Source organism: Halochromatium glycolicum (genome assembly GCF_016584085.1).
GTDB lineage: Bacteria > Pseudomonadota > Gammaproteobacteria > Chromatiales > Chromatiaceae > Lamprobacter > Lamprobacter glycolicus.
Map to the genome: position 1 here is coordinate 30776 of NZ_NRSJ01000007.1, position 12353 is coordinate 43128.

General features: G+C 64.0%; 9 protein-coding genes and 2 tRNA genes. 3 read left to right on the forward strand and 8 right to left on the reverse strand.

The window, feature by feature from the left end; translation table 11 throughout:
* Positions 1 to 25 precede the first annotated feature (25 nt).
* From CKO40_RS05820 to CKO40_RS05835, 4 genes are all read right to left on the reverse strand, one after another.
* The gene (locus CKO40_RS05820; RefSeq protein ID WP_200345261.1) at positions 26 to 607 is read right to left on the reverse strand and encodes a hypothetical protein; all 582 of its coding nucleotides are present in this window, start codon (positions 605 to 607) and stop codon (positions 26 to 28) included.
* Between the two features lie 120 nt (positions 608 to 727).
* Entirely contained in the window at positions 728 to 2122 is a 1395-nt protein-coding gene (locus tag CKO40_RS05825; RefSeq protein WP_200345262.1) for an alkaline phosphatase, read from the reverse strand.
* A gap of 776 nt (positions 2123 to 2898) precedes the next feature.
* Positions 2899 to 4128, reverse strand: a complete 1230-nt coding sequence (locus CKO40_RS05830; protein ID WP_200345263.1) for an alkaline phosphatase — start codon at positions 4126 to 4128, stop codon at positions 2899 to 2901.
* A gap of 578 nt (positions 4129 to 4706) precedes the next feature.
* A tRNA-Arg gene (locus tag CKO40_RS05835) sits at positions 4707 to 4783 on the reverse strand.
* 100 nt (positions 4784 to 4883) lie between these two features.
* On the opposite strand from CKO40_RS05835, the gene CKO40_RS05840 reads away from it, so the two are divergent.
* Positions 4884 to 4957, forward strand: a tRNA-Cys gene (locus tag CKO40_RS05840).
* Positions 4958 to 5166: 209 nt separating this feature from the next.
* On the opposite strand, the gene CKO40_RS05845 is transcribed toward CKO40_RS05840, so the two are convergent.
* The 3 genes from CKO40_RS05845 to CKO40_RS05855 form a co-directional block, all read right to left on the reverse strand.
* Positions 5167 to 5970, reverse strand: a complete 804-nt coding sequence (locus CKO40_RS05845) for a sterol desaturase family protein (RefSeq protein WP_200345264.1) — start codon at positions 5968 to 5970, stop codon at positions 5167 to 5169.
* 43 nt (positions 5971 to 6013) lie between these two features.
* Positions 6014 to 6808 carry a glycosyltransferase gene (locus tag CKO40_RS05850; RefSeq protein ID WP_242476854.1) on the reverse strand — a complete coding sequence of 265 codons (795 nt, stop codon included), beginning with the start codon at positions 6806 to 6808 and terminating at the stop codon, positions 6014 to 6016.
* Positions 6809 to 7153: 345 nt separating this feature from the next.
* On the reverse strand, positions 7154 to 8728 hold the full coding sequence (locus tag CKO40_RS05855) for a L,D-transpeptidase family protein (RefSeq protein WP_200345265.1): 1575 nt from the start codon (positions 8726 to 8728) through the stop codon (positions 7154 to 7156).
* Between the two features lie 283 nt (positions 8729 to 9011).
* On the opposite strand from CKO40_RS05855, the gene CKO40_RS05860 reads away from it, so the two are divergent.
* Entirely contained in the window at positions 9012 to 9338 is a 327-nt protein-coding gene (locus CKO40_RS05860; RefSeq protein WP_200345266.1) for a hypothetical protein, read from the forward strand.
* Positions 9339 to 9462: 124 nt separating this feature from the next.
* Here the strand turns inward: CKO40_RS05860 and CKO40_RS05865 are convergent, their stop codons facing one another.
* Entirely contained in the window at positions 9463 to 11172 is a 1710-nt protein-coding gene (locus CKO40_RS05865; RefSeq protein WP_200345267.1) for a tetratricopeptide repeat protein, read from the reverse strand.
* 197 nt (positions 11173 to 11369) lie between these two features.
* On the opposite strand from CKO40_RS05865, the gene CKO40_RS05870 reads away from it, so the two are divergent.
* Complete coding sequence (locus CKO40_RS05870; protein WP_200345268.1) at positions 11370 to 12173, forward strand: DUF4198 domain-containing protein; 804 nt, start codon at positions 11370 to 11372, stop codon at positions 12171 to 12173.
* Positions 12174 to 12353: the final 180 nt, after the last annotated feature.

Consider the following 12353-nt stretch of genomic DNA (forward strand, 5'->3'; position numbering starts at 1 on the left):
GTCTCTAATAGCTTAGGGTTGGAACTCAACCCGCCCTTTGGCGCCACCCGAGACCGGCCATGCCGATCACAGCCGAGCCGAACAGCCAAGCCGCCGCCGGCAGGGGGACCACTGTGATGCTGCCATCCACGGTATCCACCGCGAGGGCCTGCCCGACAGCGTCGGTCAGGGCATACTCCAGTCCCAGAGGGTTGCTGATACCAATGTCACTCGTGCCCTGAGCAACCCCGTCAAACAAGAGCGTCGCGAGCAGGAAGGCATCCGGCTGCAGGCTTTCGAGAAACTCTGGAGACTCCAACGACAGTTCGAACAAGTCGACGCTGTCAGCCGCAGGTATCTCGTTCTGAAATGAGGTCCCCAACCAGGTGCTGAAGCTCACATCGGTCAACGACACGACACTATCATCGTAGGAAACGCTCAAGTCGAAGCCTCCTAGTGACGGCGCGGTGAACGCCTCGAGTCCTGAGATGCGCAGGTTGACCTGCGTCTGATCACCAACGCCAATCGGCTGCGCCGGAGTCAGTGCAGAAATCGTCGCCGAGAAGGCGGTCGCGGGAAGAGTCAGGGTCGAAAGCAGGCCAGCAAGCGTAACAACAGATTTAAACATGATGGAGTCTCCCGGAACGTTAATGCCTCCACCCGGACTGGGCAAAGGACTGACGGAAAGATGGTTGTGGCATGAGATGACGCCGGTCACCAACCAATAGGTCGCCGGCGCCAACAGAGACTAGTTCCTCAGCTCAAGGACGAGCAGACGCGCATCGCGAACCGTAATGGCGCCGTCGTCGTCGAGGTCGCAGGCCGGACAGCGACTCGCGGGCTGGCGCAGATAGCCGCGGATCGCCGTCACGTCGTTCCGATCCACAACACCGTTGCCATCCACGTCGCCGAGCGAGGTTTGGGGTAGTACGCTCTTCATCGCGTCGAACAGATCCGTGTTCTGCAGGGCGCCACCGAGGAGGCTGCTACCGGGACCCTGGCTCCAGATGGGGGTATCCTGTGCGGTGTGGCCGCCGGAGGTCCAGCCGTCCTCGATCTTATCGCCCGGCTCGGAGAGCTCGCCGTAAGGACCGTTAATCATCATGCCCCCGGTTTCGTGGTCGCTTACCACGATCAGCAGGGTCTGCTCTTCGCGTGCGGGATCGGCTGCAATCCAGTCCTGAACCACCTGGACCGCCTCGTCGAAGGCGATGGTCTCGGCGAGCAGGTAGTCCAGGTCATTGGCATGGCCGGCCCAGTCGATCTGGGAGCCCTCGACCATCAGGAAGAAGCCCTGGTTCGACTCCTCGAGCACGTCTAGGGCGGCCGTCGTCATCTCGGGTAGCGTGGGCTCACCGAGGGGGTAAGTCTCTTCGGGGTCGACGCGGAACATCTCGGGGGTCTTACCGCCCGGGGTGAAGAGGCCGAGGATCTTCTCGTCGCCGGCGGCAACGGCGTCGTTCATTGCGGTCTCGTCCATGACATAGGTGTAGCCAAGGCCCTGGGCCAGGGCGAGTACGCTATTTGGGTCCTGCCCGGGATACTGCTCACAGTTGTAACCGTCCCTGTTGCCGCCGATGCCACCGCCCAGCAGGACGTCGACGCCGGTTACTTCGACGAGCTGCCGGCCGATCTCCGCCTGGCACTGACGCGAGTGACTGTGCGCGCCGAAGACTGCAGGCGTGGCATGGGTGATGGTCGAGGTGGCGACCAGGCCGGTCATCTTGCCCTCAGCCTTGGACAGCTCGAGGATGGTCGGCGGGCTTTCAAGGCAGGTTAGACCATCGCTGTGACAGGATGCCTCGCCGTTGTTGAACTTCTCACCGGTGGCCCAGGCCGAGCCGGCGGCGGCCGAATCGGTTACGGTGCTGTCGGCCGAATGGGTGCGTTGATAACCGATCTGCGGAAGGGTCTCGAAATAGAGGGGATCACCGTCGGGACCATTCAAGAAGATGCGGGTGGCGGTGACGTAGGACATGCCCAATCCGTCGGGCACCATGAGGATGATGTTCTTGGCAGTCGGGGCGTTGGCGCCCTGGCCGGGTGCTTCAGGGGTCTCCGCGCTGACAGGTGAGACCGCCATCGCGGCAGCAAGGGCGGCTGATGTGGCTAGAACGATCGTGCGCAGCTTGAGTTCTCGCATTGTGCTTTCCCGGATACAGGTTCGGTTTAGCGTTAAGACCTGAATCGCTGCACGATTCCGTGCACGAAGGTCGGATTGGAGAACGCCTTCCACGCCCCGCGGCCGCCTGCCTCGGTGCAGGGGGCGCTCTCGCACGTAACGTTTTACCAGTCCGGTTTGAAAGCTATATGAATTAAGCAAGACGATAACGTGACAGCCTCCGGCCCCCACCCATTGGCGGGGCCAGCAATCCACGGTTGATGCGTCCTCGCGATACGGAAAACTTGTCGGTGTTGGTCAGCGGTTAGACGCATCATCGTTGTGCGCCCGCAGGCCGTTGAGGTCGGGGTGGTTCGCGCATACGCGGTGAAGGATGAGCCGTATTCCTCGGGGATCACTGCCCGGTTATGGCAGGCATTACCCTCTGGGACGACCTGCTGGATGCCCGACAACCGGCATTTGCGCGTTGTACGCGGGAACCGCAGCCGCTTGAATCAGATTGAAGGCTGCTCGGGACAATAACCGGCGTGCCCGGGGATGAATTGCGGGGAGGCTGCCCACAGCGAACGTGGCCGCTACCAGACGGACAGCCGGGAAGCGTCTGAGTCCAATGGGGTTAGGCAGTGCGCGCCTAAGACCGCCATTCGTTAGGACTGCGTGCTGCGAGCCGCGGTAAGCCTGGGTTTGCCATGCTCAGCGGCGGCCCGCAGCCTCATCTTAGAAACTGTCCATCAACGTCTTCCCGATTTGAGGGGCACTGTTGGACGATCATCGGGAAGTAGAAAATGGACAGCCACTTAGTTCGTTTGGAGTACGCTCTCCATCGCGTCGAACAGATCCGTGTTCTGCAAGACACCACCGAGGAGGCTGCTACCGGGACCCTGGCTCCAGATGAAGGTATCCTGTGCGGTGTGGCCGCCGGAGGTCCAGCCGTCCTCGATCTTATCGCCCGGCTCGGAGAGCTCGCCGTAAGGACCGTTAATCATCATGCCCCCGGTTTCGTGGTCGCCTACCACGATCAGCAGGGTCTGCTCTTCGCGTGCGGGATCGGCTGCAATCCAGTCCTGAACCACCTGGACCGCCTCGTCGAAGGCGATGGTCTCGGCGAGCAGGTAGTCCAGGTCATTGGCATGGCCGGCCCAGTCGATCTGGGAGCCCTCGACCATCAGGAAGAAGCCCTGGTTCGACTCCTCGAGCACGTCTAGGGCGGCCGTCGTCATCTCGGGTAGCGTGGGCTCACCGAGGGGGTAAGTCTCTTCGGGGTCGACGCGGAACATCTCGGGGGTCTTACCGCCCGGGGTGAAGAGGCCGAGGATCTTCTCGTCGCCGGCGGCAACGGCGTCGTTCATTGCGGTCTCGTCCATGACATAGGTGTAGCCAAGGCCCTGGGCCAGGGCGAGTACGCTATTTGGGTCCTGCCCGGGATACTGCTCACAGTTGTAACCGTCCCTGTTGCCGCCGATGCCACCGCCCAGCAGGACGTCGACGCCGGTTACTTCGACGAGCTGCCGGCCGATCTCCGCCTGGCACTGACGCGAGTGACTGTGCGCGCCGAAGACTGCAGGCGTGGCATGGGTGATGGTCGAGGTGGCGACCAGGCCGGTCATCTTGCCCTCAGCCTTGGACAGCTCGAGGATGGTCGGCGGGCTTTCAAGGCAGGTTAGACCATCGCTGTGACAGGATGCCTCGCCGTTGTTGAACTTCTCACCGGTGGCCCAGGCCGAGCCGGCGGCGGCCGAATCGGTTACGGTGCTGTCGGCCGAATGGGTGCGTTGATAACCGATCTGCGGAAGGGTCTCGAAATAGAGGGGATCACCGTCGGGACCATTCAAGAAGATGCGGGTGGCGGTGACGTAGGACATGCCCAATCCGTCGGGCACCATGAGGATGATGTTCTTGGCAGTCGGGGCGTTGGCGCCCTGGCCGGGTGCTTCAGGGGTCTCCGCGCTGACAGGTGAGACCGCCATCGCGGCAGCAAGGGCGGCTGATGTGGCTAGAACGATCGTGCGCAGCTTGAGTTCTCGCATTGTGCTTTCCCGGATACAGGTTCGGTTTAGCGTTAAGACCTGAATCGCTGCACGATTCCGTGCACGAAGGTCGGATTGGAGAACGCCTTCCACGCCCCGCGGCCGCCTGCCTCGGTGCAGGGGGCGCTCTCGCACGTAGCGTTTTACCAGTCCGGTTTGAAAGCTATATGAATTAAGCAAGACGATAACGTGACAGCCTCCGGCCCGAAGGTGGGGCCGTTGTAGTCTCGGGGTAGATGCCGAGGCTGATGGCTTTTCTACTCGCTAGCGAATCGGGAGGCGAGCCTGTACCGCTTGGTGCCGCTGGGCCGCACCAGCAGGAACATCCTGCCACCGTCAGCGAGTTTGATGTCGCGCGGTCCTGGGCGGACGCTCTTGAGTTGGGCCGCTCTCAGCTTGTTCGTTGATCGCATGTTGGTAGCGCTGCGTTGTTGGTTGCTTTGACCAACATAGTTACCAGTGGCTTTGCTGGTAACCAACAAGAGCGCGTAACAGCGAGCAACTGGTATAAAAAAGCTTCCAGATTAGAACCTTGGCGGCCCTTCTCGGGTGCTGTTGGCGGCTATTGGTGGTGAAGCTGGCGCCCTCGGCAGGATTCGAACCTGCGACCTACCGCTTAGGAGGCGGTTGCTCTATCCTGCTGAGCTACGAGGGCCGAGCACCGTAGATGGTAACGCGCGCACCACTGTTCGACCAAGCGCGATCATAACCGCCGACGTGACAAACGCTGGCTCTGGCCTTAAACTAGAGGGTCTGGCTGAGTGGCAGAGTGGTTATGCAGCGGCCTGCAAAGCCGTGGACGCCGGTTCGATTCCGACCTCAGCCTCCATTTCAATCAACAACTTAGCCGGCTTCGTGTCGGCTTTTTTGTGCGCGCCTGCCACGCAGCGCCCTTCAGAATCAGTCAGTGACACTCAAGGGAGTGGCAGTACCACGCGGCAGCGGGCGGGCTCGGCCAACGCGATGGCCGCGTGGCGCGGGTTCACGCACTCGGGCGTCCAGGCGAGCCGAGCGCGAGCAGGAGCCATGCGCGGGCGTTCACCGCGGTAGCGATTCGGGGACACGCGTCTCAGTGAGTGGGAGCTGCAGCAGCTTGGGCACGGCCTGCCACTCCGGTTCATCATGTCGGCCGGTCCCGAATTGCACCTGGCTCAGATTGGAGCGCAGCCGGAAACTGCCGAAGAGGCGGTCCCAGAACGAGAACAGGCTGCCGTAGTTCGAGTTGGTCTCGTCCGGGATGCGCGAGTGATGCACGCGATGCATCGACGGGGGAACGATGAGCGCACGCAGTCGCGTCTCGAGCCACGCCGGCAGCGCAACGTTGCTGTGGTGGAGCAGGATTACGGTCAGCATCAGGGCCTTGTAGAGCGTGAGCTGAGCCAGGCCGATCCCGAGCAGGAATACCACGAGCGGATTCAATAGCGACGAGATTAGAAGCTCGCCTGGATGGAAGCGCAGCGCGGTGGTCGCGTCCATTGCCGTATCGGTGTGATGCACCTGGTGGAAGCGCCAGAGAAGCGGCACGCGGTGATTGGCGCGGTGCCAGCCGTACATCCAGAGATCGAATAGGACGATGGTCAGGACGCCGGCGAGCACGGCGCCGAGGATGCCGGGCATCCCGAGTTGGTGCAGTAGGCCGAACTGATGCCGGGACGAGGACTCGGCCGCCAGTACGAGCAGCGGCGCGAGCAGCGCCCCGATACCGGCATTGAGCAGCGCGAGGGAACCGTTGCGCAGCCCATGTCGCACCCGGTGCGCGCGGTCGACGTAGAACGGGACGGTTCCCTCGAGGACCAGCAGCAGCGTCAGAACGATCAGGCCGACGATCAAGTCAGGGGTCATCAGTTCGGTTCCGGTCAGGCCAGCGTGTCTGCGCGTGGCGCGATCAGGTGCGACGGCGCTCGTAACGCCTGCGGAGTGATTCGGGATCTGCTCCGAACGCGAAGCGCAGCATGAGTTCCGCGTTCAGCAGCTGCTGGCGGACGATGCCGCGGTCGATAAAGCGCACCGCCGAGGTCGTGACTGCCGCAGGCAGCTTACGAACTCGGGCCTGTCGTCGCGCCCGCCGCAGCAGCTCGACGTCCTCGAACAGCGGCCAGTCCGGAAAACCGCCGAGTCGGTCGAACAGCTCGCGCCGGATCAGGATGCCCTGGTCGCCGAAGCTGGTCAGAAAGGAGTCGATCGCGGAGAAGCTGGCATAGAAGCGCAGCAGCGGATGCGGGCTGTCGAACGCCAGCCGAAAACAGGCGATCTCGGTTTCGCTGGACTCGAAGGCTCGGGCGATGATCGAGCCCGCCGCATCCGGCAGCTGCGTGTCATCGTGCAGGAAGAGCAGCAGCTCGCCGGTCGCGCGCTTTGCTCCGGCATTGCACTGAGTACCGCGTCCTCGCAGCCCCTGGGTCAACGTCGTACTGGTGTCGCGCAGCGCCCGAGTGAGGGCCGCGTTGCGTTCTGGCGGCTCCTGTGTCGATGCCGGCGTTGGCGCTTCCCGAATGTCGGTCCTTGGCTCCGGTTCTTGCCCTGGCTCTGGCCCTGGTTCCGATTCCGGCTCCGATTCCGGTTCCGATTCTGGCTCGACGACGATGAGCTGCGCGTCGGGGAGTCGTCGACGCGTCAGCGCGAGATGCCGCGCGACGCGCTCATCGCAGCAGCGGGTGGGAACGATGACCGAGAGTTTCATCTCGCGGGTTTGGTGGCCGGCCGGATCGATCTAACAACGTCGGGCTCGGAATGCGTCATTCGGGCAGACGGCGGGCTCAGGAGATTGACGCTTTCACTCGGGCCAGGGTTAGCCTTCTGGAACGGCTGACGGAGTCGCCGATTCTCGCTTACCGAGCATCACGCGACACACATCGTCCAGGGTGGCACTGTGCCGTGAACGTTAGAGCGACGCTGGCTCCGCCTCGATTCAGCTGGACCTCGATGCCGTATCGATGTTTCGACCGGAACCACTGCCGGCATGGTCGAGGGGCCCAGCCTGACGCGCGCGTGCCCGCTTGGACAGCGCCTCAAAGGTGCGCGAAGGCTACGTTGCATCGTTGACTGGTGCAGCCTCGTTCGGCTCGGAAGAATCTGCTCGGGCCGGCGCTTCCGATGCAGCCGGTTCAGCGCGTCCGGTCGCGGTTGGTTCGGGGGCAGGCTCCTGGCCAGCGTCCGGAAGGGCGCTAGGGGTGATGCCGGTGCCTTGGGATGTTCCCGAGGCTGTTCCCGATTGGGGGTCGGCCTGACTGCGGCCATCGGTGCGATCATCCGGCAATTCAGCGTCGGCATTCGTGCTGTCCGTCGTGACGTCGCGATTCGATGGCGAGGACGGCGGGGGGGCGGCACTGGTACTGGTACTCGCACTGGTACTTGCACTGGCCGATCTCGAGGCGGTGCTGTCGCGGGTTTGGGCGTTCGTCGCCCGGGTCTCGCCACCAGCAGCGGGCGAGATCTCTGCGGCGCGGCGCTGCTTGTCGGGGGCTGGCTGTTGGGCTGATGTCAGCTGGCTTGGCTCCAGCTGGCTTGGCTCCAGCTGACTGGGCTCCAGCTGACTGGGCTCCAGCTGGCTGGGCCCCTCTGGGGCCGGCACTGCTGAATCGCTCGGCTCAGTCCTGGCTGGCGTTTGCTCCACGGTCGAGGGCTCCGCAGTTTCCGCCGCTTGGGTCGAGCCCGATGACCCACTCTCGTCGGAATGAGCAGTATTTCGGCGTGCGCTTGCCAGCACGGAATCACCGGTCGCGTCGCTGGGCTGCGAACGTGCCTGAGAAGAACGGGTCGAGCCGGGAGAGGCGCGCGACTGGGCTGTGTCGTTGGCGGCCCCCGATGAGAGCCGCGACGTTGCTTGACGCTCGGCGCTGGCCGCTGAAGCGCTCGCTGCGGCGACCTGCTTCTGCCGTTCTTGCTCACGTTGCCGCTGGATGCGCTCGGCATAGTTGCCGTAGTCGGGACCGTCGCCGACGACGGTGACGCGGGTGCCGAGGTCCACCTGTGCGAACAGGCTCGAGGCGATCTCATCCGGAAGCCGGATGCATCCGTGGGAGGCCGGTTGACCGGGCTGCGGAATGGCGCCTGCGTGCATCCCGATGCCGTCATAGGTCATGCGCATGAAGTGCGGCATGCGCGCACCGACGAACTTTCCGCCGCTCGGTATCGAGTCCCGGCGTGCATGGGCGTTGCGTTTATGCAGGTTGCCGCTGGCATCGTAGATCCGACCATAGAGGTTCGAGCGCTTGTCCTTGACCTTCTCGATGACCTCGAATTCGCCACGCGGGGTCGGATGCGATGAGACACCAGAGGCAATCGTGGTCCAGCCGACCTGCTCCGGCCCGTCGTAGAACCGCGCCCGCTGCGCCTCGGTATCGATGACGACATGGCTGATCGGGCGCCCATGGCCGTTCCACTCGTAGAGTTGCCCTGGCTCCGCTGACTCTTGCGGCCCCGGTATCGCGGTCTCGGCGCTGACCGCTGTTTCGAGCTCGGGCTCGACATCGGCTGGCTCCGATGCGTCGTTTGTCGACGTCTGAAACGGGATCTGCGCACAGCCGGTGAGCAGTAGTGGTATTCCGAGCGCGAGCAGTATGCCCCACAGCGGACGAGCAGAAGCAGGATTGGAGATCATAACGAGTGCGTATTCGCGCGGGCGCAGATTCTGAGGGAAGATCGAAGATCAGCTCGCTAGGGACTGAATGGTTGAGTTTAACTGATCTGCCAGTTGTTTGAATGACTCACCCTGGTTAGTCGGTGAGCTCGTGATGACCGAGGTGACCTACAGATGCCTCGTTTTGTTCCCGCTCGCGGCGCTGTAATTCTGCATGCATTTCAAGGGCAAATGGCTATAATCGCAGCGGGGGCGCTGCTCCCTGGTCATGATTGCCTCGTCCGACATCTGAGGAGAACATATGATGCGTAAGGTATTGATGACTGCTGCTGGTGCTGCACTCGCTGGCGCGTTGTTCAGCATGCCCGCACAGGCCTTCTGGGGCTCTTGGGGTGATGGTCCTTGGTACGGCGGCCCATGGCATGGCGGCCCTTGGTACGGTGGTGGCTATCCGTACTATGGCGGCTGGGGTGGCTATCCCTACGGCCACGGCTATGGCTACGGCTACGGCTATCCTTACCACGGTGGTTGGGGTGGTCCCTGGGGTTATGGTGCCCCCTATTACGGGTACGCTGCCCCGTACGCTGCGCCGGCGCCGCAGACTCCAGCTGAATCGGAGAATGAGCGCTGAGGCATTGACTTGCTCCTAACGGCCATCTAGCGAATCGCTGTTGATGCTGGAAAGGGCCGGTCACGCCGGCCCTTTGTCTTTGGCCCTTTCGCGTTACCGGGCTCGGCGAAGCCGTGGGAGAGGCTCAATAGGGTCTGGCAGCGGGGTAGTCGCGCATCAGGCGGTGGGCATCGAACGGCGGTGGCGAAAGCAGCGGATCGGTGACCGCCCAAACCACCGGCGGCATTCGTCCATCCTGGTAGGCGGCGAGCTCCTGCGCCATCAACGCCCGCTCTTCCGGCGGAACCATCCAGCCGACGCCATCGATCAGTGAGGCGACCGCATCGGCTGCCCGCTCCAGCCTGCCGGTGGCGGCATCGGCGAGTGCGAGCAAGCGCTGATGGGGCGGGATGGGCCTTGCCGCTGCAAGCTCGGCGGCGATCGTCATTGCCGCTTCGGGATCGCGGATCGCGGCATCGGTCGAGCTCGCAAGCAGCCGTGCCTGGGCGTAGGCAAGCTGCATATCCTCCGGTGCCGCCTCTCTCAGCATGGTGAGCGCTGCGGCCAGCTCCCGCTCGTCGACGCCTGTGCGGGCCTGAGCGATCAATCCAAGCAGCCGTGCTGGTCTTGCATCCGGGTCGGCCTCCAGCGTTGCCGCATAGCCCTCAGCGGCGGCTTGGTAGCGGCCCTGAGCGAAGTCCAGATTGGCCAGCTGGAACAGCGCACCGGCATGGCCCGGCTCGAGCGCTAGCGCGCGCCGGTACGCAGCGGCGGCCTGGGTCTGATCACCCTCAGCCTGATCCAGCACGCCGGTGAAGAAATGTGCGAGCGCAGCGGCGGTCTGTTGTCCCTCGACGTCGGCAAGCGCCTGCTGCAGGGCCTGCCGCGACTGCTCCGGATGTCCGGTGAGGAACAGGACCCGCGCGTAGCTGACCCGGGCGGCCGCGTTCGTTGGATCGAGCTCCAGCCCGGCGGCGAGTTCTTCGACTGCGGTCTGGTAATCACCCTGCCGCACAGCATGGATGCCCCGTTTGAAGGCGGGCAACGCGCGTTGCGTCGCGGCCCTGAGCTCATCGAGCAGCGGGTCGGCGACCTCCGGTGAGCGCAGCACGAAGCGTTCGAGATGCTGCTTCGCTTCCTCCTCGCGCCCGAGCGCTTGGTAGGCACGCGCGAGCGGGTAATGCGCCTCGGTCGCCTCCGGGTTGGCCGCGAGTGCCGCCTGGAGATGCCCGACGGCATCGCCGAAGCGCCGCTGCAGGAGCGCGACCTGCCCAAGGTAGTAATGCGCCGGCGAACGCAGTTGCGGCCTGTCGACAACCGCAGTGAATGCCTGCTCGGCGGCGTCCAAATCGCCGCGATCGAGCTGCACCTTACCGAGTCGCAGCGCAAGCGGTGGATACTCGGGGTCGATTTGCCGTGCGCGTTCGAAGTACTGCAGCGCCCGATCCAGATTGCCCGCGAGCATGGCCATGTAGCCGGCGTAGTAAGGCCAGCGCAGCTCGTTCGGGTCGAGCTCCATCGCGTTACGCAGACAGGCATCGGCTTGGGTCTCGACCTCCTCCAACAGCAAGCGTGCCCCCAGTCGGCCGTAGGCGCGCCCCAGAGCTTGCGGTGTGCTTTCAGGGGACTGGAGTAAGGCTGCCACCTCGGCGCGCGCCTCGGCAATGGCCTCTCGCATCGCCGGCTCGGCGCCACTGAGATCGGCCTCAGCGACCGGCTGCAGCCGCTCGAGCCAGGCGGCTGGGAGATCGGAGAGGGCGTCGGCCGACACTGGCGCTGCACAGAGCAGGCTGACGATCAGCAGAGTTGCTAGCTCACCACAGAAGGAACGGCTGGATAGCGGTGGAGCGATCATCGTCTTCTGGTCCAGTTCTTCAACCCGCCTGCGGGCATCATTCCGCGCAATTGAGCCGACTGCAAGCCGCCTGAGCGTGAAACTGGACGTAATATGAAGGTTTCTGTAATGATCATATCCAGGCGCTCGTGCCTGTTCGCCGGCCGAGTCGCCCATCGAGCCAGTCCATCCTCTCTACCGCCAGGAGGTTCGCCCCGATGACCGACCAGAATCCGATAGCGCATCGACTGCGGTTGCTCTCCTTCGCGACCGCCGCGCTGGTCCCGACGTCGCTGATGCTGTCGTATCCAGCTGAGGCCCATTTCCTCGAGCTGATCCCCTCGCATGAGGTCTTGGATGCCGAGACCGGACGCAGCTTGACCCTTGATCTGACCTTCACCCATCCGATGGAGCGCGGCCCGGTGATGCCAATGGCCGCTCCCGCCGAGGTCGGGGTGCTGACCGCTGACGGGCGCGAAGACCTCTCGGGAAGTCTGAAACAGGTCGAGCGCGATGGCGAGCCCGCCTACAGCCTCGATTATGAGGTCACCGAGCCGGGTGATTATCTGTTCTTCGCCGAGCCGGCACCCTATTGGGAGCCGGCAGAGGGCGTGATGATCGTGCACTACACGAAGACCGTCGTCGATGCCTTCGGTGCCGAGACCGGTTGGGACCGCATGGTCGGCTTCCCGGTCGAGATCGAGCCACTGGTGCGGCCCTACGGGCTTTGGGCTGGCAACCTGTTCACAGGGGTGGTCAAGCGCGACGGCGAGCCGGTGCCGTTCGCGACCGTCGAGGTGGAGTGGCGCAACGACGGCTCCGTCGAACCCCCGGCGGCGCCGTTCGTGACCCAGGTCCTAAAGGCCGATGCCAACGGCGTCTTCAGCTATGCGATGCCGCGCGCCGGATGGTGGGGCTTCGCCGCTCTGCTCGAAGGCGAGGAGCCCATGACCAATCCCGATGGTGAGCAGGTGCCCGTCGAACAGGGGGCGCTGATCTGGGTGCGCACGCGCGCGATGTAAGGCGGCGCGCGCGCCCTGAGCGTCCACTCGTGACGCTGCCAGAGATCACTTGAGCACTGACGAGCGCGCGGAGGTCGTTGCCTAGAAGTCGCCCTGCACCTCGGTTCAGGTGATTGCTGCGGGCCTGTCTTGCGACGCCGCAACGGCGCGAGACGACCGAGGATCAGCGCTTGCGAAGCG

Coding starts and splice junctions, on each gene's coding strand:
- CKO40_RS05820 (WP_200345261.1), bottom strand. CDS start 607: ATGTTTAAATCTGTTGTTACGCTTGCTGGCCTGCTTTCGACCCTGACT.
- CKO40_RS05825 (WP_200345262.1), bottom strand. CDS start 2,122: ATGCGAGAACTCAAGCTGCGCACGATCGTTCTAGCCACATCAGCCGCC.
- CKO40_RS05830 (WP_200345263.1), bottom strand. CDS start 4,128: ATGCGAGAACTCAAGCTGCGCACGATCGTTCTAGCCACATCAGCCGCC.
- CKO40_RS05845 (WP_200345264.1), bottom strand. CDS start 5,970: ATGACCCCTGACTTGATCGTCGGCCTGATCGTTCTGACGCTGCTGCTG.
- CKO40_RS05850 (WP_242476854.1), bottom strand. CDS start 6,808: ATGAAACTCTCGGTCATCGTTCCCACCCGCTGCTGCGATGAGCGCGTC.
- CKO40_RS05855 (WP_200345265.1), bottom strand. CDS start 8,728: ATGATCTCCAATCCTGCTTCTGCTCGTCCGCTGTGGGGCATACTGCTC.
- CKO40_RS05860 (WP_200345266.1), top strand. CDS start 9,012: ATGCGTAAGGTATTGATGACTGCTGCTGGTGCTGCACTCGCTGGCGCG.
- CKO40_RS05865 (WP_200345267.1), bottom strand. CDS start 11,172: ATGATCGCTCCACCGCTATCCAGCCGTTCCTTCTGTGGTGAGCTAGCA.
- CKO40_RS05870 (WP_200345268.1), top strand. CDS start 11,370: ATGACCGACCAGAATCCGATAGCGCATCGACTGCGGTTGCTCTCCTTC.